The following is a 22,235-nucleotide window of genomic DNA, read 5'->3' on the forward strand; positions in this document are numbered from 1 at the left end:
CCGTTTTCGTGAGAGTTTCCCCCATGAGCAATGCACAGCGCAGTTTCCACGTCGCCGTCGTCGGTGCCACCGGTGCGGTCGGCGAGACCATGTTGTCGATCCTGGCCGAGCGTGATTTCCCGGTCGGTACCCTGAGTGTTCTCGCTTCCGAGCGTTCGGCCGGCGGCGAGATCGAGTTCAACGGCCAGAAGGTCAAGGTCCAGGACCTGGCTACCTTTGATCCGAGCGGCGTCGAGATCGCCCTGTTCTCGGCCGGCGGCAGCGTGTCCAAGGAATACGCGCCGAAGTTCGCAGCAGCGGGCGCTGTGGTGATCGACAACTCCTCGGCCTTCCGTTACGACGATGACGTGCCGCTGGTGGTGTCCGAGGTCAACCCGGAGCAGGTCGCCAACCGTCCGCGCGGCATCATCGCCAACCCGAACTGCTCGACCATGCAGATGCTGGTGGCACTGGCACCGCTGCACCGCAAGTACGGCATCGAGCGCATCAACGTCTCCACCTACCAGTCGGTGTCTGGCGGCGGCCGTTCGGCAACCGAGGAACTGGGCAAGCAGACCGGCCAGCTGCTGAGCTTCCAGGAGATCGATCCGCAGCGCTTCCCGGTGCAGATCGCCTTCAACCTGATCCCGCACATCGATGACTTCCAGGACAACGGTTTCACCAAGGAAGAGATGAAGCTGATCTGGGAGACCCGCAAGATCCTCGGTGACGACAGCATCCTGGTGAACCCGACCGCGGTGCGCGTGCCGGTGTTCTACGGCCACTCCGAATCGGTGGCGATCGAAACCCGCGACAAGGTGACCGTGGCCGAAGCGCGCGCGCTGCTGGAACAGTCGCCGGGCGTGGAAGTGGTGGACCGCCATGAAGCCGGTGGTTATCCGACTCCGGTCACCCACGCCTCGGGCACCGATGCGGTGTATGTCGGCCGTATCCGTGAGGACCTGTCGCACCCGCGCGGCCTGAACCTGTGGATCGTGTCGGACAACGTGCGCAAGGGCGCGGCGTTGAATGCCGTGCAGCTGGCGGAGCTGGTCGCCGCCGAGCAGCGCTGATGGAGAGGCCGGGCAATGCCCGGCCTTTTCTGTAGAGCCGAGCCTACGCTCGGCTCAGGCCATGCAGCCGAGCATGGGCTCGGCTCTACATGGGTGCGGACCCCGGTCCGCACGCTTTATAGTGTCGCCCATGAATAAACGGGCCAAGGGCGCAAAGCGCCCGCTCACCTATCTGTCCGCCGCACTGCTCGCCTTGGCCAGCAGTTCGGCGCTCGCCCTGGGGTTGGGTGACATCCGGGTCCTGTCCAAGCCGGGCCAGCCCCTGCTGGCTGAAATCCCGGTGGTCTCGGCCGATCCGTCCGAGCTGGAAAACCTGCGCGTGGCGCTTGCCTCACCGGTCACCTTCGAACGTGTCGGCCTGCAGCGGCCAACCGGACTGGTCAGTGAACTGCAGTTCGAACTGACCCGCGACACGCAGGGCAGGGCAGTGGTGCGCGTCACCTCGCAGGCACCGGTGGAGACGCCGTCGCTGAGCTTCCTGATCGAAGCCGACTGGGGTCAGGGCCGCCTGGTGCGTGAGTACTCGGCGCTGGTCGATGCGCCGCCCAGTGCGCTGGCCGTGGCCGAGCCGGAGATCGTCGCACCGGCCGGCACGCTCTCCAACACCATCGTGCGCGAACCTGCACCGGCTTCGGCTTCGGCTTCGGCAACAGTGCCGGCAGCAGAGACGCCCGGTACGCCGCCATCTGCGGTGGTGCCTGCACCGCGTGCGGCCTCCGCGCCGGTTGCTGCACCGGCGGCCGATGGCAGCATCACCGTGCAGCGCGGGCAGACCCTGTCGCAGATCGCCAGTGCAGTGGCACGTGGCAACCAGGTCAGTCGCGACCGCGCGATGATCGCCCTGCTGCGTGCCAATCCCGAAGCCTTCATCCGGGGCAACGTCAACCTGCTCAAGCAGGGGGCGGTGCTGCGCATGCCAGGCAGCGATGCGCTTGCTGCGGTCGACGCCGCCGAAGCGGCGACGCTCGTGCGCGAGCACGCTGCGCAATGGCGGCAGGCGCGTACCGTGCCGCAACCCGCGGGTACCGTCGCCCCGGTCGCCAAGGCCGCAACCACGAACGCTTCTTCCCCGCCTGCCGCCAACGGGGCACGACTTGAGATCGCTCCGGCGCTGGCGTCCGACGCCGCGCACGCGGGCACAACCACCGGCACCGCTGCCGGCAGCGAGGGTGACATGCTGGGCAACGAACAACTGCGCCAGGCGCGTGAGGACATCGCCACCCGCGATGCCGAGATCGGCGAGCTGAAGCAGCGCGTGGCCGACCTTGAGAAACTCAAGGAACAGCAGCAGTCGCTGATCGCGATGAAGGACAACGACCTGGCCGCCGCGCAGCAGCGCCTGGCGCAGGCACCGGATGCCCGCGATGCGGCAACGCCGTGGTACTGGCTGGGGCTGCCGGTACTGCTGCTGGCGGCGGGCGCGGCCTGGCTGCTGCGTCGTCGCAAGCCGTCGCCGCTGCCGCCGCTGCGTGAGGAAGACGATGCCGCCGGCCTGACCGCGGCGGTGCCGGCGGGTGCGGCGCTGGATACGCTGGCCGAGCAGTCCTCATGGTCGTCGGCTGTTGCCGACAATGGCCGCCAGGAACCGGCGATGCCCACCTGGGCCACCGAAACCGAAGTGCATGACGTGGTGGTCGCCGAACCCGTTGCCGAGGACCTGGCGCGGGCCGGCTGGCAGACCGACACGCTGCGCGAGGAGGACGCGGTGGCATTGCCCGAAGCGGTGACCGATCTGCCGCGCTGGGACGATCCCGCAACCACCGGCGACGAGGGTGTCGTCGCCGAGCCGCTGCAGGACGAGCGCGTTGCACCGCAGGCGCCGGTCGAAGTGGTGGTGCCGGACTACGCACTGCATGCCGAACAGCAGCCGCAGTTCCGCGGCGTGTTCGATCTGCCGGCCGACGCGCATGAGAACGAGGCTCCGGTGGACGCCGCCCGTCGCGAAGCCATCGACGGCATCGACCATGGCGCCGTCGAGGCCTCTCATTCCGACGACATCGCGTCGAGCGCGGCTGCGCCTGCCGGCGACGCGGGCTGGTCGCCACGTGCCGGCCAGGAGCGCCTGGAACTGGCCATTGCCTACCTCGATCTGGGCGACGCACAGACCGCGCGCACCCTGTTGCTGGAAGTCGCCGAAGGCGGCGACCTGCACAGCCAGGCCCAGGCCCGCGAACTGCTGGCGCGCCTGCCGTGACCGAACCTGCCGACAAGGGCCTTGCCATGAGCCGCGAACGCCGCATCGACTACGTTGAATTCGCGTCCAGCGACCCGGCCGCCAGCCGCGCCTTCTTCGAGAAGGTGTTCGACTGGTCGTTCGTCGACTACGGCAGCGACTACACGGCGTTCGACGATGGCCGCCTGCAGGGCGGCTTCTTCCGTGGCCAGCCGCAGCGGGCCAGCGACAGCGGTGCACCGCTGCTGGTGCTGTATGCCGACCAGTTGGCACCGGTCGAGGCCGCCGTGCGCGACGCCGGCGGCGAGATCGTGCGCCCGGTGTTCTCCTTCCCCGGTGGCAGCCGCTTCCAGTTCGTCGAGCCCGGTGGCAACGAACTGGCGGTCTGGTCCGAACGCGATCCGGCCTGAGCGCCGCCCCATCCGCAACATCGAGGTAGCACATGCGTTATGCGCTTGGCGTCGAGTACGACGGCAGCGATTTCAGGGGCTGGCAGAACCTGGGCGAGGGTGGTCCCAGCGTGCAGGCCAGCCTCGAGCAGGCCCTGTCATCGGTGGCTGATGCGCCGCTGCAGGTGGTCTGCGCCGGCCGCACCGATGCCGGCGTGCATGGCCAGTGCCAGGTCGTGCATTTCGATACCGACGTGGTGCGCGATCCGCGCGCCTGGATGCTCGGCACCACCACCCGCCTGCCGCGCTCGATCGCGGTGCGCTGGTGCGTGCCGGTGGCCGATGATTTCCACGCCCGCTTCTCCGCACGTGCGCGCCGCTACCGCTATCGGCTGCTCAACCGTGAGGTACGGCCGGCACTGGACCGGCAGACCCTGAGCTGGGAGCGCCGGGCGCTGGACGAGACCCTGATGCACGCCGCCGGCCAGGCCCTGCTTGGCGAGAACGACTTCAGCGCGTTCCGTTCGGTGCAGTGCCAGGCGCTGCATGCGCGGCGTGAACTGCAGTCATTGCAGGTCAGCCGCGATGGCGAAGTGATCGAAGTCGCAGTACGTGGCAATGCATTTCTTCATCACATGGTCCGCAATATCGTCGGATCGTTGATCCTGGTGGGCAGCGGTGAAAAACCGGTGGAATGGATCGCCGAACTGCTGGCCGGGCGCGACCGCACCGTAGCTGGTCCCACCGCACCGCCGCAGGGCCTGGTGTTCCTTGGGCCCCTGTACCCCGACAACTGGCATCTGCCCGCCGAGGTCACGCTATGAGCCGTTCCTACTACCGTACGCGCATCAAGTTCTGTGGAATGACCCGTGCTGGCGACGTCCGCCTGGCCGGTGAGCTGGGCGTGGACGCAGTGGGTTTCATCTTTGCCCGCGAGAGCAGCCGCCGGGTCGCACCGGCTGAGGCCCGCGCGATGCGCCAGGCGATCGCACCGATGGTCGACGTGGTGGCGCTGTTCCGCAACAACAGCAAGGAAGAAGTGCGCGAGGTCCTGCGCACGGTGCGGCCGACCCTGCTGCAATTCCACGGTGAGGAAGACGAGAGCTTCTGCCGCAGCTTCAACATGCCTTACCTGAAGGCGATCGCCATGGGGGGCCGTGAAGAGGTCAACGCCCGCACCCTGCAGCTACGCTATCCCAGCGCTGCCGGCTTCCTGTTCGACAGCCACGCCCCGGGTGGTGGCGGCGGCACCGGCGTGGCATTCGACTGGGGCCGCGTTCCGACCGGATTGCACCGGCCGTTCCTGCTGGCCGGTGGCCTGAACCCGGAAAATGTCTACGACGCCGTGCTGGCGACGCTGCCGTGGGGCGTGGACGTCTCCAGTGGCATCGAACTGGAGCCGGGCATCAAGGACGGGTACAGGATGCGCACCTTCGTCGAGGAAGTGCGTCGCGCGGATTGCACCGTTCTGGAGTGATCCGCGTCACCTTAGTGTGATGTGAGTCACGCTTCCGGGCAATTCAGGTTCCAGCGCCAAAAAGTCGACACCCCCCGAACATCTGATCGGACACAATGCGCCCAGCCTTACCTGGCCGGGTGTGATGCCGTGTGCGTGTCGCTGGCCGCACCCATGAGATGTGCCCTACCTTTCGAACGAGGACGCAATGGATATGCCCCATCTTTCTTCCCACCGTCTCCGCCTGGCCCGCCTGACGCTCGTGCCCGGCCTGCTGCTCGCCTTGGGCGCATGTGCGGCCGGTGACTCATCCGTCCCGACAGCGTCGGCACCGGCCGCTGCAGCACCGGCGGCCGCACCTGCCGCAGCGCCGGCCACGGCTCCGGCTGCCGACGGCCTGGCTGCGCTGATCCAGGCCAGTGGCGTGAAATGCAGCAACGCCAGTACGGGCAGCGGCTGCACGGCCGGTGATGTGGACAGCGGCGATTTCTACGATGTTGAACTGTCGCCGGACTGTGGCGACAAGGGTTTCTTCGCCGGCGTAGCCGACGCCAAAGGCGTGGAAACGTTGAATGCGGTGCCATCCACCGGCAGCAAGGCCAGCGTGACCGCGAAGCTGTCGAAGGGGCAGCTGGTCTGCGTGCAGGGCATCGGGCGCACCGGACAGAATCCCCTGTTCTATTACGTCGTTGCGGTTCCCGCCGCGACGGTCGGCAAGTGCAAGGGCAACACGTTGTGTGACACCTATGGCGACAGGCCGATCACTGGCTTGGCCAGCACAGGGGGCGAGGCCTGCCATGCGGCGGCGCCGGGACGTTACGCCGGGAACTGCGCACAGGGCTGGGTCAGTGCGGACGTGCTCGACGTGTTTTCCAACGGAATGTAATCACCGCCAGGGGAGCGGTCCAATCAACCACTGGCAAAGGAACAGCTCATGTCGGATCCAAAAATCACCCGGCTGGTCAGCAGCGTAGGTACCACGCGCACGCTGGAAATGGACGATGGCAGTGTCATCGAACGATCAGGTGGCAGCGTCTCGTGGCGCAACAACAATCCTGGCAATCTCAAGTTTGAATTCGCCGGCAGCGCGGACAAGACGGTGACCAATCCGCGTACCCGCGAGCAGGCGCTGGAATCGGCGCAGGGGCGCTACAAGGGCGTGGTCGATCTCGACCAATGGGGCAACGCGGTCTTCGAAAGCTATGAAGCGGGCCGGGTGGCGAAGATCCAGCTGCTCGAACGCCGGTTCGGCGACAAGACCGTGGAGGAAATGCTGTCGAGCTACTCCACGAAGGATTACAGCGGCACCACCCACCACAAGGAGCAGGCGGCCACCATCTATGCCGAAGGCGATCGCCAGGGTGTCGATCTGCGTTCGAAGACCGTCGGCCAGATGAGCGTGCGCGAGCGTGAAGTGCTGGCCGACGGCATTCGCCGTTTCGAGGGCTGGCAGCCGGGTGAGGTTGCCACGCAGCAGCCACCCACGCGCACACTGGCGGCCACGCCCGTGCAGGCCCAGGCCCAAACGCAGGTACAGACGCCTTCGGCAGCTGCGCCCGCGGCGGGCCAGGCCGCGGCTGCAGTCGGCAGTGCCGCGCTCTACAACGAGGCCTATCAGCATTTCATGGCCTCGGGCCGCCAGTACGAATACGGGCGCCCCGACCATCCGCGTCCCGGTCGCGACAGCAGCCGGCTGGAGCGTGATCTCGATGGTGACGGACGCTTGGGCGTGGATTGCTCGGCATTCGTATGGCGTGGCCTGAAGAACGCGGGTTACGACGTGCGTGGCGAGAACGCCGCAGGGTTCACTACCTCGACGCTGTTCAATGGCGCGAACACGACCGCTTACGCACGCGAGCATTTCGACGTGACCTCGGCTGCCGAAGCACGCAAGCCGAACGGATCGCTGAAGCAGGGCGACATCCTGATGTTCTCCTCGTCGCAGGGCCAGCATGTCGGTATTTTCAAAGGCTACGACGCGCAGGGAAACATCCAGTTCATCGGTTCGCAGGGAAGCACGGGGCCGGCCGAAGTCACCATCCGGCCGGGCGGGTACTGGGATGGCGGAAGCACCCGCATCGTTGGTGCGCTGACACCGAAGCCGGAATTCCAGGTGCGCGCGCCGCTGCATGGCAATGGCGAACCTGCGCTGTCCCGGCCTGGCGCCACCGTGCAGCCGGCTGCATCACACCCTGCGGCCAGCGAGGTGATGAAGCAGGGGCAGCGTGGCACCGACGTGCAGGCGTTGCAGCAGACCCTCAATCAGCTCGGCGTGCGTGATGCGCAGGGCCATCGGTTGTCGGAGGATGGCCGTTTCGGTGACCACACCCGCGAAGCGGTGATCGCGTTCCAGAAGCAGCAGGGGCTGGCGGCCGATGGAATTGTCGGTCGCCAGACCACTGCCGCACTGGCGGCGGGCCGTGCGCAGGGCCATGAACCTGCAGCGGCTGCGCCGAAGGGGCCGTCGCTGAACGATGCATCGCATCCGGACCACGCACTGCACAACGCCGTCCGCAGCAAGCTTCCCAGCGTGTTTTCCGAAGAGGCTGCGGCCAATATCACCCTGCATGCAAAGCAGAACGGTATCGACGCGGCCGACAAGCTGCAGAGCATCACGGTGCAGGATGGCAAGGCGTTCGTGATGGGCACGACGCCGGGCTTCCGCACCGCTGTCGATCTGGCCCAGGCGCCGCCGTCGCTGGAGCAGACCAGTGCCAAGCTGCTGGCAGATCCCTCGCACCAGCAGCAGGTGCATGAGGAGCAGCAGCGGGTCTCGATGGGCGGTCGCTGAGGCCTGCGTTGCCGGCTCCGGGAGGTGAATGCCGCCCGGGGCCTCGTCTCATCGCAGTTGCGCTGCTGCCCACTCGGCCAGGGCGTCCACCCGTGCATCGGCCGGGCCATCCGGCCGCGCCAGCACCCAGAAGCCGCCGGTGGCGGCAAACCCCCACGGTGCGACCAGCCGGCCTGCTGCCAGATCTTCGGCTACCAGCGGCTCGGGCGCGATCGCCGGGCCCAGCCCGGCGACTGCTGCTTCCAGCAGGTAATAGAGATGTTCGAAAGCGGTGCCCAGCTGCAGCTTTGCTGGGTCCAGGCGATGTGCCTGCGCCCATGCCGGCCACGCCTGTGGCCGCGAGCTGGTGTGCAGCACTGTTTCCTGCAGCAGTGCCGAGGGCGGTGCCTGCCGCAGGCGCTGCGCCGCCGGATGTGACGGGGCCACCACCACGCCCACCCGCTCCGGTGCCAGCTCGCGGACCTGCCAGCCCCGTGGCCACGGACCCTGCGCCAGCAGCAGCACGGCGTCCAGCGCCGCCTGTGCTTCGGTGAAGCTGCCATCCAGCGCCGACCACTGCAGGCGCACGCCGGGCAGGGCGGCCTGCAGCACGGGCAGGCGCGGAATCATCCAGCGCGCCAGTACGCTGCCGCTGCAGCCCAGTACCAGTGCTGGGGAGGCCGCTGGCCGGCGCAGTTCGCGCACGCAGTCCTCGATCCCGCCGAAGGCCTCGCTGCACGCCGCCTGCAGGCGGGTGCCAGCCGCTGTCAGGCGCAGCCCGCGGCCGGCACGCTGGAACAGTGCCAGGCCCAGGTGATCCTCCAGCAGCTTCAGTTGCCGACTGACCGCACCGTGGGTGACGTGCAGGTCCTGTGCGGCGCGGCCCACGCCACCGAGGCGTGCGGTGGCCTCGAACGCGCGCAGTGCATTGAGCGGCGGAAGCAGGGAACGGCTCATGTGAGATTTCCTGACGATATGCGCCAGATAATATCCATTTTCCGGTCACGACCCGTGCGCTAGAGTATCCACCTGTCTGAACCACCGGTCGTATCCATGTCTGCCTCCCCCATTGCCGACTACCACGCCTTCCCGGATGCCCAGGGCCACTTCGGCCGCTACGGCGGCAGCTTCGTTGCCGAAACCCTGGTCGGCCCGCTGCAGGAACTGGCCCAGGCCTATGACCAGGCCCGCCAGGACCCCGAATTCCAGGCGGCCTATGACCGCGACCTGGCGCATTATGTGGGCCGGCCGAGCCCGATCTATCACGCCCAGCGCCTGAGCGATCACGTCGGCGGCGCGCAGATCCTGCTCAAGCGCGAGGACCTGAACCACACCGGCGCGCACAAGATCAACAACACCATCGGCCAGGCGCTGCTGGCCGCGCGCATGGGCAAGAAGCGCATCATTGCCGAGACCGGTGCCGGCCAGCATGGCGTGGCCAGTGCCACGGTTGCCGCGCGCCTGGGCCTGGAATGCGTGGTGTACATGGGCGCCACCGACATCGAGCGGCAGAAGATCAACGTCTACCGCATGAAGCTGCTGGGCGCGACGGTGGTACCGGTCACTTCCGGCTCGGCCACCCTGAAGGACGCGCTCAACGAAGCGATGCGCGACTGGGTGACCAACGTGCAGGACACCTTCTACATCATCGGCACCGTGGCCGGCCCCGATCCGTACCCGCGCATGGTGCGTGACTTCAACGCCATCGTCGGCCGCGAAGCGCGTGAGCAGATGCTGGCCGAATACGGTCGCCTGCCCGATGCGATCACCGCCTGCGTGGGCGGTGGCAGCAATGCCATCGGCCTGTTCCATGCTTTCCTCAACGATCGCCAGGTCGATATCGTCGGCGCCGAAGCTGCCGGTGATGGCATCAGCACCGGTCGCCATGCCGCCTCCATCGCGGCGGGTCGCCCCGGCGTGCTGCACGGCAACCGCACCTATGTGCTGTGCGACGACGACGGCCAGATCATCGAGACCCACTCGGTGTCGGCCGGCCTGGACTACCCGGGCGTCGGCCCGGAGCACGCATTCCTGGCCGATACCGGTCGTGCACGGTACCTCGGCATCACTGACGAGGAAGCGCTGCAGGCTTTCCACCTGCTGGCGCACACCGAAGGCATCCTGCCGGCACTGGAATCCAGCCATGCGCTGGCGCAGGCGATCAAGCTGGCGCGTGAGCGTCCGCGTGACCAGATCGTGCTCTGCAATCTGTCCGGCCGTGGCGACAAGGACGTGCATACCATCGCCGCGCGCGAAGGGCTGGTGCTGTGAGCGCGCTGCTGCGGAACAGTGGCGTGCTGCTGCTGGCACTGGGGTTGGCCGCGTGCCAGCCGCCGGAGCCGCCGGTGCTGGCACCGGCCGCCAAGGCCACCACGCAGCCTGTGCAGCAGGCTGCCAACGATGATCTTGACCCGATGGCGCGTACGCCCATTGTCGATGCCCCCTCCGAAGAAGGGACGAGCGGCGATGACGCGCCTGCGGTGGCTTCGGTGGCACTGGACCATGCCGGTGACGTGCTGGTTGGCCAGCACATGACTGACCTGAAGGCGCTGGGTCCCTGGAAGGCGCAGGGCGCGAAGGAATTCTTCGAAGGCGACTGCGAGTACTACGACGGCAAGGGGCTGCCGCCGGGCGTGTCGATGATGACCGACGACGACCGCGTGGTCCGTTTTGATCTTAAGCCGGGCGATGAGCCGGAACTGCCGGTCGAACAGCCGGGGCCGTTCGGCCTGCGCATCGGCATGACCCGAGCCCAGGCCGTGGCCCAGTTCCCGAAACCGCCGGTGTCCAGCCCGCATGCCTACGACGGTGACCAGGGCGAGTATCTCACCTGGCAGGACCCGGGTTCGGACCTGGGCATCCGCCTGGAACTGTTTGAAGGGAAGGTCACCCGGATGTACTGGGGGACCAGCGATGCGATTGAACTGATTGAAGGATGTGCCTGAGATGCCTGTATCCCGACTCGATGCCTGTTTCCAGCGACTGCGCGAGCAGCAGCGCAAGGCGCTGATTCCCTTCATCACTGCCGGTGATCCCTCGCTGGAGGCCACCGTGCCGGTCATGCATGCACTGGTCGATGCCGGCGCCGATGTGATCGAACTGGGCGTGCCGTTCTCCGACCCGATGGCCGATGGCCCGACCATCCAGCGCAGCTCCGAACGTGCACTGGCACGCGGGGCGGGCAGCCGCTACGTGCTGCAGGCCGTGGCGCAGTTCCGAGAGCGTGACGCGCAGACGCCGGTAGTACTGATGGGCTACCTGAACCCGGTGGAGATCCACGGCTACGCCGCCTTCGCCAAGGCGGCCGTGGAGGCCGGTGTGGATGGAGTGCTGCTGGTCGACCTGCCGCCGGAAGAAGCCGGTGAAGCGCAGCAGGCTTTCGATGCGGCCGGCCTGGCGTTGGTGCTGCTGGCCTCGCCGACCACCAGCGAGGCACGTGCCGACAAGCTGCTGGCGCTGGCCCGTGGCTATCTCTATTACGTCAGCTTTGCCGGTGTCACCGGCGCGTCCGAGCGGCTGGACAGTGATGCTGCCAGCGCCCGCCTGCAGGCCCTGCGTGCGCGCGCTTCGGTACCGGTGGTGGCTGGCTTCGGCATCAAGGATGCGGCCAGTGCGGCGGCGATGGCGCGCCAGGCCGATGGCGTGGTGGTCGGCAGTGCACTGGTGGCGGTGCTGGCCGAAGCGGGCTCGGCTGAAGAGGCCGCGCAGCGCGCTGGAGCCTTCCTGGCCCCGCTGCGGCAGGCGCTGGATGCGTAACGGTGGTGCCGGCCGCTGGCCGGCATCCTCCTGACGGCTCGCATGCAAGGGCTGCCGGCCAGCGGCCGGCACGACCCAGCACCTAAACGTACGTCCCAGCATGGTTTTTTCAGGCTGCCCCGTGGCCGGCAAGGGGGTGCACGGGCGGGGAAAGCGGAGCTAGACTGTCCGCCTTTGCGGCCCTTGGGCCGCCCTGAACGGAAGTGTCCTCCCGCATGAGTTGGCTCAGCAAGTTGATGCCGTCCGGCATCCGCACCGACAACACCCCCAGCAAGAAGCGCAGTGTCCCCGAGGGCCTGTGGGAAAAGTGCAGCAACTGCGGCAGCGCGTTGTACCGTCCGGAACTGGAAGAGAATCTGGAGGTCTGCCCGAAGTGCGGCCACCACATGGCGATCCGCGCGCGCGCGCGCCTGGCCGCCCTGTTCGACGCCGACAGCACCACCGAGATCGGTGCGCGCCTGGGGCCGACCGACCTGCTCAAGTTCAAGGACCAGAAGAAGTACAGCGAGCGCATCAAGATCGCGCAGAAGAACACCGGCGAATATGACGCGCTGATCGCCATGCGCGGCCTGCTCAAGGGCCGTGCGCTGGTGGCCTCGTCGTTCGACTTCGCCTTCATGGGCGGCTCGATGGGCTCGGTGGTGGGGGAGCGTTTCGCGCTGGCCGCCGAAACCGCAGTCGAGATCGGTGCCCCGTATGTGTGCTTCTCGCAGAGTGGCGGCGCGCGCATGCAGGAAGGCCTGTTCTCGCTGATGCAGATGGCCAAGACCTCGGCCGCGCTGGGCAAGCTGCGTGAAGCTGGCCTGCCGTACATCTCGGTGCTGACCCACCCGACCACCGGTGGCGTATCGGCCTCGTTCGCAATGCTGGGCGACATCAACATCGCCGAACCGCAGGCGCTGATCGGCTTCGCCGGCCCACGCGTGATCGAGCAGACCGTGCGCGAGAAGCTGCCGGAAGGCTTCCAGCGTTCGGAGTTCCTGCTGGAGCACGGTGCCATCGACCAGATCTGCGACCGCCGCGAGATGCGCGACCGCCTGTCCGATCTGCTGGCGATGCTGGGCCGTCAGCCGGCGCCGGAGGTGGCTTGATGGGAGGCCGCAAGTACTTCGGTACTGATGGCATCCGTGGGCGGGTCGGCCAGGGCGTGATCTCGGCCGACTTCGTGCTGCGCCTGGGCAACGCCCTGGGCCGTGTCCTGGTCGCCCAGCGCGGCCAGGACGGGCGCAGGCCGATCGTGGTGATCGGCAAGGACACCCGCATTTCCGGTTACATGTTCGAAGCGGCTCTGGAAGCAGGCCTGGTGGCCGCCGGTGCCGACGTGCAGCTGCTCGGCCCGATGCCGACCCCGGCGGTGGCATTCCTGACCCGTACGCTGGGTGTGGACGCCGGCATCGTCATCAGCGCCTCGCACAACCCGCATTACGACAACGGCATCAAGTTCTTCTCCGCCCAGGGCGAGAAACTCGACGACGCCACCGAACTGGCCCTGGAAGCGGCGCTGGACATTCCGTTCACCACCGCCGAATCGGAGAAGCTGGGCAAGGCGTCGCGCGCGCGCGAGGCGGTCGGCCGCTACATCGAGTTCTGCAAGGCCAGCGTGCCGCGCGCGTTCGACCTGCGTGGCGTGCGCCTGGTACTGGATTGCGCACACGGCGCCACGTACCAGATCGCACCGCTGCTGTTCCGCGAACTGGGTGCCGAAGTGATCGGCATCGGGGCCGAGCCCAATGGCGTCAACATCAACGCCGGCGTGGGCTCCACCCATATCGACAACCTGGCGGCCAAGGTCCGCGAGACCCGCGCCGATCTTGGCATCGCCTTCGATGGTGATGGCGACCGTGTGCTGATGGCCGACGACCAGGGCAACCCGGTCGACGGCGATGACCTGCTGTACATCCTGGCCCGCGCCTGGAAGGACGAAGGCCGCCTGCGCGGCCCGGTGGTCGGCACGCTGATGAGCAACTACGGTGTGGAGAAGGCCTTCGCCGATCTGCAGATCCCGTTCGTGCGCAGCAACGTCGGTGACCGCTACGTGCACCAGGCATTGGTCGAGGGCGGTGGTGTACTCGGTGGCGAAGCCTCGGGCCACTTGCTGTGCCTGGACCGGGCCACCACCGGCGATGGCATTGTCAGCGCCCTGCAGGTGCTGGTCGCGCTGCGCAACAGTGGGCAGACCCTGCGCCAGGCACTGAAGGGCCTGGTACGGGTGCCGCAGAAGACCGTCAACGTGCGCCTGGGCAATGTCTCGGCCAAGGCCACGGTGCAGTCTGAACGCGTGCAGTCCGCGCTGGCTGTGGCGCAGCAGGCCGTAGCCGGCCGTGGCCGCGCGTTCCTGCGTCCGTCCGGTACCGAGCCGGTGGTGCGGGTCACCGTGGAGGCCGATGACGCCACGCTGATGCAGCAGACGCTGGACCGCTTGTCCGCTGCGGTGCGTGAAGCCGCCAGTTGAGGCGCCTGCCCGTCGGTACAGGAAAAACGCCCCGGAATTCCGGGGCGTTTTCTTTTTGCGGGCAGGGCTGTGTCGCGCCTACGGCCCCGGCACCATCTTTTTCTGGCGTGCCTTGAACCCATTGAACAGCGGCGCGATCAGCGGGTTGTAACTCAGGCGGATGCGCTTGCGCAGCCAGTTGGCCGGCCGGTTGCGGATCGCGAAACGATAGATGCGTTCCGGGTCGCCGCCGATCACGTTGCGGCCGAACGGATGGGTGGTGTGCAGGTAGCGGAAGCCCTGCTCGCGCGCCACTTCGATGTGATCCTGGTCGAAATCACCGTACGGCCAGCACAGCGTATCGGACACGTCGCCGAGCTTGTCCTGCAGGACTTCGCGCGAGATCGCCAGATCCCGGCTGAGGCCTGCGCGGCGCTGCGCACGGTCCAGATCGTCGCGGCGCAGCCAGCGGGTATGGGTATGGGTGTGGCAATGCACTTCGAAGGTGCCGGCGGCGATGGCCGCACGTGCTTCGCTCCAGCGCATCATCACATCGTCACTGCGGTCCTGCTCGTAGATCGCGGCTTCGCAGCCACGATGGTCCGGCGTCGGCGGCAGCGTCGCCCCGGCAATGCCCGCGTGCGGACGTTCCGGGCCTTCGCCCATCCAGCCGGTGACCACGAACACCACCGCATGCATGCCGTACTTCTGCAGGATCGGATGGGCATACACCCAGTTGTCGAGGTAGCCATCGTCGAAGGTGATGACGATCGACCTGCGCGGCACCGGCTTGCCGGCCAGGAAGCCTGCGTACTGGTCCAGCGTCAGTGAGGTCCAGCCATTGCCTGCCAGCCACGCGATCTGGCTTTCGAAGTTTTCCGGCGACACGGTGATCATGCCCGGCGAGGGGCTGACATGGTGGTGCATCAGCACCGGAACGGTTCGCGCATCAGCCATGTCCCAGCTCCTTCAGCCACTGGTGGTAGTAGTGTTCGGTGGCTTCACCGTGGCCGTCCGGCGTGAAGCGATGTGCGCCGTGCATCCAGTCCCAGCCAGCGCGCCCCATCTGCCGCCGCCGTTCCGGGTCGTCCACCAGCAGGCGCAATGCACCTGTCAGGGCGGCATTGTCACCCAAACGGGTGAGGATCGCATTGCTGCCATCGACCACCATCTCCGGCACGCCACCCACTCGCGTGGCCACGATCGGTACGCCCACGTAAGCCGCTTCCAGGAACACGGTGCCGGCTGCTTCCTTGTGCGAGGCCAGTGCGAAGATGTCGAAGCCGGCCATCAGCCGGCAGGCTCCATCGCGGTAGCCGAGCAGGTGCACCTGGCGCTGCAGCCCGTGCTCGGCGCACATCGCCTGCAGTCGTTCCGTCACGGCCTGGCCATCGCCGACGATCACCAGGTGCAGGTCCGGGTTGGCCTTGCACAACGGCACCATCGCCTGCAGCAGGTCGGCGTGGCCCTTGGGCTCGCGCAGCACCGCCACGCAGCCGACCACGATGTCCTGTTCGCCGAAGCCGAGCTCGGCACGTACTTGCGTGCGCACCTCCTGCAGGCACTGCCAGGGATCGGCCTTGCGGATCTCGCTCCAGCGCGGCGGAACCGCGATCGGCGGCACGATGCCGATGCGTTCGGTCGGAATGCCGCGGTCGGCCAGCAGCTGCTTGACGAAGCTGCTGACGGTCAATACCCGGTGTGGAAGCCCGGTATAGGTCAGCAGCGAATTGACCGGGCTCATCAGATGGCGCGAGCGCACCACCAGCGGCGTGCCGCCCAGGCGTGCACCGGCGGCGGCGATCAGCGCATCGCGGCGGCTGGTGGTGTTGACCACGTCGTAATGCTCGCGGCGCACCAGTCGCGATACCGACCACACGCCACGCAGCAGGCGCGCCAGGCCTCCCATGCGCAACGTATGCACGGTGAAGCCGTCGTCGCGTGCCAGTGTGGCCAGGCGCGCATCGGGCTGGCACAGCAACGACACCTCATGGCCACGCGCGCGCATCACCTGCATGTGCCGGAAGATGTAGATCTCCTGCCCGCCCATCCCCTTGGCGGCTTCGGTATGCAGGATGCGCAGCGGACGGTTCATGCAGGATCGGCCCTTGAAAATCAGCGGTTGCGGAAGCGGGTCAGCGCTTCCCATGCGGAGCGGATGGCGGCGGCGTCCGGAGCCTGCTGCGGCAGCGGGCGGTAGTGCCGGTCGAGCGCGGTAGCGTTGCCGAACTTGTCGAACACGTAGATGGCATCGCCATGGCGTACCGCGCGCTGCGACCAGCTCTCCACCACCAGCGCACGTTTGCCGGTGGCGGGTGCTGCCAGCAGGTCCTGGCCGGTACTGAAGTCGCTCAATGCGTTCTCGCAGCCCAGTGCGTGGCGCATCAACGTCGGCACCCAGTCCTCATGCGAACTGGTGCGCGCCTCATGGCCGCTGGCCTGGCCTGGCCAGTGCAGCACGAACGGCACCTGCAGCTGGTAGTCGGAGAAGTTGCCGTTGTGGCCCCAGTAGTTCAGCTTGAGGTCGTTGAACTCTTCGGCATGGTCACCGGTGACCAGCACGATGGTGTCGTCGGCCAGGCCTTGCGCGCGAAGGTCGTCCAGCAGCGAGCCGATCAGGCTGTCGGCGTAGTGCACGGCGGTGTGGTAGCGGTTGAGCTCCGGCGTCGGGTCGTGGTCCGGTCCGAAGGACAGGAAGTCGATCTCCTTGGCCATCGGTGTGGCCACCGGCGGGTAGCCGGTGGGCAGGTGGTAGCCGGCGTGGGTGGAGTCGAGGAACACGAAGCCGAACCACGGGTGCTGCGCGGCCTGGCTGGTGCGGATGTCGGTCTGCAGTGCGGCGACGATGGCTGCGTCACGCTTGTCGGGCGTCAGGGCGGAGGGGCCCTGGTGCAGCTGGTCGCGCACGTCGGCGAAGGCCGTGCGATCGAACTCCGGACTGTACAGCGGTGCACTGCCGTACAGGTGCAGGTCGTAGCCCTGCTGGCCCAGCACCTGGAACAGCTGCGAGCCGCGCTGTTCGTCCAGCATGCTCTGCCAGTAGCCGCCGGGGAGGCCGTAGAGCAGGCCGAACAGGCCGTAGCGGGTGGCATTGCCGGTGCTGAAATGCTGGTCGTACACGCGCGCGGTCCGGGCCAGTGCCGTCGTGTTGGGCATCAGCTCGGGGGTCATGGCGTCCTGACGCAGCGACTCCAGCACCACCATCAGCACATTCGGCCGGTGTGGGTTCTGGCAGCGCAGGGGGTGCAGCGGATACAGCAGCTGCGCATGGCGCGGGTCGGGCAGGCCGGCCTGCTGTTCGCTGATGACCCCGAGCCTGCGCATGAAGCTCTTGGCGGTGATCGGCTGTGCCCAGGGCAGGTAGTTCCACTGCGCGATGACGTCGCGGTCGCCGCGGGCATCGTAGTAGGCCGTGGCGACCTGGCCGCCGGCCATCAGCAGTGCAACCACGGCCCAGGCCTGCAGGACCCGGCGGCGGCGCGGCGGGGCAGGCAGCAGCTTCCAGCAGGCCCAGGCCAACAAGCCTTCGGCAGCGAAGATGGCGGCTACCAGCAGTCCGGCCTGCAGCCAGGTTTTCCACGACAACGCGACCTGGTCCTGCAGCGCACCGCCGAACACCATGTTCACGACCATGGCATTGAGGTGGAACCGATACAGAGTGAAAACCTTCGCATCAACCAGCAACAGGCACAGCCACAGGCCCTGCAGCAGCACGGCGCTGATGCTCAGCGTGCGTGCGCTGCGCGGCCACAGGCCCAGCAGCAGAGGCAGCAGGCCGGCAAGGGCGCCGAAGGCCAGCAGGTGGCCGGGCAGGGCGACGGCCAGATAGGCCAGGCCCACGCTGCCACCCGGGTTGTCGGCCAACGGCACGTTGCCGAGCGTGATCGCCATGGCCAGCAATGCGTTGCCGGCCACGAACAGCGACCACCAGGCCAGTCGTTGCCAATGGCGTGCCGGGCCGGAGGGCAGGGAGGTGTCGGCAGAAGGAGCAGCAGGACGCATGAAGGACGGAGGGGGCAGGTGGAACAGGGCGGGAGTCCCGGTTGTGACGGGATCGTTAATCCGCGCGCGGGTTGCGCATTGTATCGGTTTGTTTCTTCGTATCGAGTGGCGTCCCCGGGGCGATCTGTCACAATGTTCAGGTGGGCCATGAATGCGCTGGCCCTCCCAGACCCAACGACAAGCCAGGAACCGCTGTGAGCCAGATCCCCACCCTCGACATCACCCGTTTTGACAGCGACCGCGAGGCCTTCGTGGCCGAGCTGGGCGCGGCCTACCGCCAATGGGGATTCGCGGGCATCCGCAACCACGGCATCCCGCAGGCCGACATCGACGCTGCCTACGATGCCTTCAAGGCCTTCTTTGCCCTGCCGGAGGAGGTCAAGCGCAAGTACCACGTGGCCGGCAGCGGCGGCGCCCGCGGCTATACCCCCTTCGGCGTGGAGACCGCCAAGGGCTCCAAGCACTTCGACCTGAAGGAGTTCTGGCACATCGGTCGCGAGATCGCCGACGACTCCAAGTATCGTGACGTGATGGCGCCGAACCTGTGGCCGACCGAGGTCGAGGGCTTCCGTGAGCGCGGTTACGGGCTGTACCAGGCGCTGGATAATCTGGGTTCGCGCGTGCTGTCGGCGCTGGCCCTGCACATCGGCCTGCCGGAAGACTTCTTCGCCGACAAGACCAACTTCGGCAATTCGATCCTGCGCCCGATCCATTACCCGCCGATCACCACCGACGACATCCCGAACGTGCGTGCCGGTGCCCATGGCGACATCAACTTCATCACCCTGCTGGTCGGTGCCAGCGCCGCGGGCCTGGAAGTGCAGTCGCATGAGGGCGAGTGGGTGCCGTTTACGTCAGACGCGGACACGATCGTGGTCAACATCGGCGACATGCTGCAGCGCCTGACCAACCACGTGTATCCGTCGACGATCCACCGTGTGGTCAATCCTCCGGGTGAGCTGGCGCGCCAGCCGCGCTACTCGGTGCCGTTCTTCCTGCACCCGAACCCGGACTTCCTGATCGACGTGCTGCCGTCCTGCATCACCCCGGAGAACCCGAGCCGGTACCCGGAGGCGATCACCGCCCACGGCTTCCTCGAGGAACGCCTGCGCGAGATCAAGCTGAAGTAAAGAGAAGTGAGGCCGCCGAAAGGCGGCCTTTTTCTTTGCAGGGCTGCGCCCTGCACCCGCCGAAGCCAAAGCCAAGGCCCAAAGCCAAAGCGGCTCTGGGTTTCTGCTGGTTGGGCGGGGCGGTGTGGGTTGGCAGGACACGCCGTAAACCCGTCCCTGGGGGCTCGATGGCGCCATCCGTGGCGCCAACGGTCCTGCCAACCCACACCGCCCCGCCTTCGACGGTTTCCCGGTGACGGTGGGTAGGTGTCGACCTTGGTCGACACGGTAGATCCACGCCATGCGTGGATGAGATCTGTCAGATCGAAGTGGGTTAGGGGGTTGGTCCAGCCGGCAGCAACCCGGAATGCAGCTTTTGCCTTTGCTCCTGCTCTTCTTTTTTTTCCGTGGCGGGCGGAGCCGCCGGAATGTGTCAAAGGCCGGGCGGGTGGGGCTGCGCAGGGGCGTGAGCCGCATGGATGCGGCGATCGAGCTTACATGGACGTACTTGCAGCGCCCCCTGCGCAGTCCCACCCGCCCGGCCAAACCCTAGATCTAGCCGGGCTCTCCGCGACCAACCCAACCCAACCCCCGCCACGAGGGGCTGCGCCGTTGGCTGAAAATCCATGTAACCGCTTACAAGGAAACGGATTTTTGCCGCAACGGGTATCATGACCGGCTGACTTCACACAGGAGCCACCCGCTCATGCGCCGCAAGATCGTCGCCGGAAACTGGAAGCTGCATGGCAGCCGTCAATTCGCCAATGAACTGCTGGGGCAGGTGGCCGCCGGGCTGCCGCTGGAGGGGGTGGACGTGGTGATCCTGCCGCCGCTGCCCTACCTGGGGGAGCTGGTCGAGGACTTCGGCGAGGCCGGCCTGGCCTTTGGCGCACAGGACGTGAGCAGCAACGAGAAGGGCGCCTACACCGGCGAAGTCTGCGCGGCCATGCTGGTCGAGGTCGGGGCCCGCTATGGCCTGGTCGGCCATTCCGAGCGTCGCCAGTACCACCATGAAAGCAGCGAGCTGGTCGCACGCAAGTTCGCCGCCGCCCAGCACGCCGGCCTGGTGCCGGTGCTGTGCGTGGGCGAGACCCTGGAACAGCGCGAGGCCGGGCAGACTGAAGCGGTCATCGCCAGCCAGCTGGCGCCGGTGCTGGAGCTGGTCGGCGCGGCCGGTTTCGCCAAGGCCGTGGTCGCCTACGAGCCGGTCTGGGCCATCGGTACCGGCCGTACCGCCACCAAGGAGCAGGCGCAGCAGGTGCACGCGTTCATCCGTGGCGAAGTCGCGCGTATCGATGCTAGAATCGCTGATTCACTGCCCATTGTTTACGGCGGTAGCGTGAAGCCCGACAATGCCGGGGAACTGTTCGCGCAGCCGGATGTCGATGGTGGGCTGGTCGGCGGCGCCTCCCTGGTGGCCGCGGACTTCCTGGCCATCGCAAGGGCGGCGGCCGCGAACTAATCCTAGAAGTTTTGTCCGAGGGCGGTTTCCAATGCTGATGTTGATCCTCAATGTCGTCTACGTGCTGGTCGCTGTGGCCATGATCGCGCTGATCCTGATGCAGCGTGGTTCGGGTGCGGCGGCGGGTTCGGGCTTTGGTGCCGGTGCCTCGGGTACGGTGTTCGGTGCGCGTGGCGCCTCGAACTTCCTGTCCAAATCGACCAAGTGGCTGGCTGTCGTGTTCTTCGGCATCAGCCTCTTCATGGCCTGGTATGCCGGTCATGGCAGCCGCCCGGCGGCCGACCAGGATCTGGGCCTGATGTCCGCTCCGGCGGCCGTCGCTCCGGCGGCTCCGGCGGGCGAGCTGCCGGCCGTTCCGAAGGCCGATGCGGTCCCGGCCGCCCCGGTTCCGGCCGCGAATGTGCCGGCTCAGGCGGAATCTTCGGTTTCTGGTGAAGAAAAGCCTTCGGAAGGCTCCCAGAAAGACTGAAGCCGGTTACAATACGCGGCGCATCGGGAAGATAGTCTGATGTGATCGTTTGCCCAGGTGGCGGAATTGGTAGACGCACTACCTTGAGGTGGTAGCGACGCAAGTCGTAGGGGTTCGAGTCCCCTCTTGGGCACCATTTGTAAGTAAAGCGGGTTCGTCTGGCGCGCAAGGCGCCAGGCAGATTTCCGTCCACTCCCCCATGCCAAAGCGCCTGCAGGCGCGGCGGCAGAGGCAAGAGAGAATCGCTGTGCTGGCCGAATATTTGCCGTCTCTGCTGTTTCTGATCGTTGCCACCGGTATCGGCGTTACGCTGATGCTGGTTGGTCGATTCCTCGGTCCCCGCCGCCCCGATCTGGAAAAGCTGTCGCCGTACGAGTGCGGCTTCGAGGCCTTCGAAGACGCGCGCATGAAGTTCGACGTGCGCTACTACCTGATCGCGATCCAGTTCATCGTCTTCGACCTGGAAATCATCTTCATCGTGCCGTGGACCCAGGTCTTCATGGAGCTGGGTGCCCGTTCGCTCATCACCATGGGCCTGTTCGTCGGCATGCTGTTCCTCGGTTTCATTTACGTCTGGAAGAAGGGAGCGCTGGAATGGGAGTGATTCAGACTCTCGATGGCCTCATGAACAACCCCACGCCGGAAGGCCGGGTTGATGACATCCTGCGGCCGGAAGGCGACAACCCGCTGCTGGAAAAGGGCTTCGTCACCACCAGCGTCGATGCACTGCTGAACTGGGCGCGCACCGGCTCGATGTGGCCGATGACCTTCGGTCTGGCCTGCTGCGCGGTCGAGATGATGCACGCCGGCGCCGCGCGCCTGGACCTTGACCGCTACGGCGTGGTGTTCCGCCCGTCGCCGCGTCAGTCCGACGTGATGATCGTGGCCGGTACCCTGGTCAACAAGATGGCCCCGGCGCTGCGCAAGGTCTACGACCAGATGCCGGACCCGAAGTGGGTCATCTCGATGGGTAGCTGCGCCAACGGTGGCGGCTATTACCACTACTCCTATTCTGTGGTGCGCGGCTGTGATCGCGTGGTGCCGGTGGACGTCTACGTCCCGGGCTGCCCGCCGACAGCCGAGGCGCTGGTGTACGGGATCCTGCAGCTGCAGAAGAAGATCTGGCGTACACAGACCATCGCCCGCTGACCCCTTCACCTGACAAG

Annotated in this window: 21 protein-coding genes and 1 tRNA gene; 18 read left to right on the forward strand and 4 right to left on the reverse strand. The window is 66.9% G+C overall.

The window, feature by feature from the left end; all coding sequences use genetic code 11:
* The first annotated feature begins 23 nt into the window (after positions 1-23).
* The 7 genes from AC5QAH_RS00900 (at position 24) to AC5QAH_RS00930 (ending at position 7,861) form a co-directional block, all read left to right on the forward strand.
* Positions 24-1,052: an aspartate-semialdehyde dehydrogenase gene (locus AC5QAH_RS00900; RefSeq protein ID WP_010483049.1), complete on the forward strand. Its 1,029-nt coding sequence runs from the start codon at positions 24-26 to the stop codon at positions 1,050-1,052.
* A gap of 130 nt (positions 1,053-1,182) precedes the next feature.
* Positions 1,183-3,246, forward strand: coding sequence for a FimV/HubP family polar landmark protein (locus tag AC5QAH_RS00905; RefSeq protein WP_049454953.1), 2,064 nt, complete (start codon positions 1,183-1,185; stop codon positions 3,244-3,246).
* Positions 3,247-3,272: 26 nt separating this feature from the next.
* Positions 3,273-3,635, forward strand: a complete 363-nt coding sequence (locus AC5QAH_RS00910) for a VOC family protein (protein WP_032952441.1) — start codon at positions 3,273-3,275, stop codon at positions 3,633-3,635.
* A 32-nt stretch (positions 3,636-3,667) separates the two neighbouring features.
* Positions 3,668-4,438, forward strand: coding sequence for a tRNA pseudouridine(38-40) synthase TruA (gene truA / locus AC5QAH_RS00915; RefSeq protein ID WP_010483055.1), 771 nt, complete (start codon positions 3,668-3,670; stop codon positions 4,436-4,438).
* The gene (locus AC5QAH_RS00920) at positions 4,435-5,091 is read left to right on the forward strand and encodes a phosphoribosylanthranilate isomerase (RefSeq protein ID WP_010483057.1); all 657 of its coding nucleotides are present in this window, start codon (positions 4,435-4,437) and stop codon (positions 5,089-5,091) included. The genes truA and AC5QAH_RS00920 overlap by 4 nt, the downstream gene beginning before the upstream one ends.
* Before the next feature lie 187 nt (positions 5,092-5,278).
* Entirely contained in the window at positions 5,279-5,956 is a 678-nt protein-coding gene (locus AC5QAH_RS00925; RefSeq protein ID WP_100050617.1) for a hypothetical protein, read from the forward strand.
* 48 nt (positions 5,957-6,004) lie between these two features.
* The gene (locus tag AC5QAH_RS00930) at positions 6,005-7,861 is read left to right on the forward strand and encodes a C40 family peptidase (RefSeq protein ID WP_392422011.1); all 1,857 of its coding nucleotides are present in this window, start codon (positions 6,005-6,007) and stop codon (positions 7,859-7,861) included.
* Between the two features lie 48 nt (positions 7,862-7,909).
* Here AC5QAH_RS00930 and AC5QAH_RS00935 read toward each other — a convergent pair whose 3' ends face one another.
* On the reverse strand, positions 7,910-8,797 hold the full coding sequence (locus AC5QAH_RS00935; RefSeq protein WP_019336661.1) for a LysR family transcriptional regulator: 888 nt from the start codon (positions 8,795-8,797) through the stop codon (positions 7,910-7,912).
* Between the two features lie 96 nt (positions 8,798-8,893).
* Here AC5QAH_RS00935 and trpB point away from each other — a divergent pair, with 96 nt between their 5' ends.
* The 5 genes from trpB (at position 8,894) to glmM (ending at position 14,048) form a co-directional block, all read left to right on the forward strand.
* Positions 8,894-10,111, forward strand: a complete 1,218-nt coding sequence (gene trpB, locus AC5QAH_RS00940) for a tryptophan synthase subunit beta (protein WP_010483065.1) — start codon at positions 8,894-8,896, stop codon at positions 10,109-10,111.
* Positions 10,108-10,785: a hypothetical protein gene (locus AC5QAH_RS00945; RefSeq protein WP_043400989.1), complete on the forward strand. Its 678-nt coding sequence runs from the start codon at positions 10,108-10,110 to the stop codon at positions 10,783-10,785. Before trpB ends, AC5QAH_RS00945 begins: the two co-directional genes overlap by 4 nt.
* Before the next feature lies 1 nt (position 10,786).
* On the forward strand, positions 10,787-11,596 hold the full coding sequence (gene trpA, locus AC5QAH_RS00950) for a tryptophan synthase subunit alpha (protein ID WP_010483070.1): 810 nt from the start codon (positions 10,787-10,789) through the stop codon (positions 11,594-11,596).
* A 215-nt stretch (positions 11,597-11,811) separates the two neighbouring features.
* A complete protein-coding gene (gene accD, locus AC5QAH_RS00955) occupies positions 11,812-12,687 on the forward strand; it encodes an acetyl-CoA carboxylase, carboxyltransferase subunit beta (RefSeq protein WP_005410473.1) in 876 nt (291 codons plus the stop codon).
* Positions 12,687-14,048, forward strand: coding sequence for a phosphoglucosamine mutase (glmM, locus tag AC5QAH_RS00960; protein ID WP_392422014.1), 1,362 nt, complete (start codon positions 12,687-12,689; stop codon positions 14,046-14,048). The genes accD and glmM overlap by 1 nt, the downstream gene beginning before the upstream one ends.
* 78 nt (positions 14,049-14,126) lie before the next feature.
* Here the strand turns inward: glmM and AC5QAH_RS00965 are convergent, their stop codons facing one another.
* Genes AC5QAH_RS00965 through AC5QAH_RS00975 form a run of 3 tightly spaced genes read right to left on the reverse strand, consistent with a single transcriptional unit; the run spans position 14,127 to position 18,029 of the window.
* The gene (locus AC5QAH_RS00965) at positions 14,127-14,984 is read right to left on the reverse strand and encodes a polysaccharide deacetylase family protein (RefSeq protein ID WP_010483075.1); all 858 of its coding nucleotides are present in this window, start codon (positions 14,982-14,984) and stop codon (positions 14,127-14,129) included.
* On the reverse strand, positions 14,977-16,122 hold the full coding sequence (locus tag AC5QAH_RS00970; protein ID WP_029379853.1) for a glycosyltransferase family 4 protein: 1,146 nt from the start codon (positions 16,120-16,122) through the stop codon (positions 14,977-14,979). The genes AC5QAH_RS00965 and AC5QAH_RS00970 overlap by 8 nt, the downstream gene beginning before the upstream one ends.
* 20 nt (positions 16,123-16,142) lie before the next feature.
* On the reverse strand, positions 16,143-18,029 hold the full coding sequence (locus tag AC5QAH_RS00975; protein WP_049482133.1) for a DUF3413 domain-containing protein: 1,887 nt from the start codon (positions 18,027-18,029) through the stop codon (positions 16,143-16,145).
* A gap of 194 nt (positions 18,030-18,223) precedes the next feature.
* Between AC5QAH_RS00975 and AC5QAH_RS00980 the strand changes: the two genes are divergently transcribed.
* The 6 genes from AC5QAH_RS00980 to AC5QAH_RS01005 all read left to right on the forward strand — a co-directional run bounded on the left by AC5QAH_RS00980 (position 18,224) and on the right by AC5QAH_RS01005 (position 22,218).
* Positions 18,224-19,159 carry an isopenicillin N synthase family dioxygenase gene (locus AC5QAH_RS00980; protein WP_010483082.1) on the forward strand — a complete coding sequence of 312 codons (936 nt, stop codon included), beginning with the start codon at positions 18,224-18,226 and terminating at the stop codon, positions 19,157-19,159.
* 685 nt (positions 19,160-19,844) lie between these two features.
* Positions 19,845-20,600, forward strand: a complete 756-nt coding sequence (gene tpiA / locus AC5QAH_RS00985; RefSeq protein WP_010486422.1) for a triose-phosphate isomerase — start codon at positions 19,845-19,847, stop codon at positions 20,598-20,600.
* A 31-nt stretch (positions 20,601-20,631) separates the two neighbouring features.
* Positions 20,632-21,069, forward strand: a complete 438-nt coding sequence (secG, locus tag AC5QAH_RS00990) for a preprotein translocase subunit SecG (protein ID WP_010486424.1) — start codon at positions 20,632-20,634, stop codon at positions 21,067-21,069.
* A 51-nt stretch (positions 21,070-21,120) separates the two neighbouring features.
* Positions 21,121-21,205 (forward strand) — tRNA-Leu (locus AC5QAH_RS00995).
* A 111-nt stretch (positions 21,206-21,316) separates the two neighbouring features.
* Positions 21,317-21,673, forward strand: a complete 357-nt coding sequence (locus AC5QAH_RS01000) for an NADH-quinone oxidoreductase subunit A (protein ID WP_010486426.1) — start codon at positions 21,317-21,319, stop codon at positions 21,671-21,673.
* The gene (locus AC5QAH_RS01005) at positions 21,664-22,218 is read left to right on the forward strand and encodes a NuoB/complex I 20 kDa subunit family protein (protein ID WP_005410463.1); all 555 of its coding nucleotides are present in this window, start codon (positions 21,664-21,666) and stop codon (positions 22,216-22,218) included. The genes AC5QAH_RS01000 and AC5QAH_RS01005 overlap by 10 nt, the downstream gene beginning before the upstream one ends.
* Positions 22,219-22,235: the final 17 nt, after the last annotated feature.

The organism is Stenotrophomonas sp. YJH_SMC_43 (assembly GCF_059372535.1).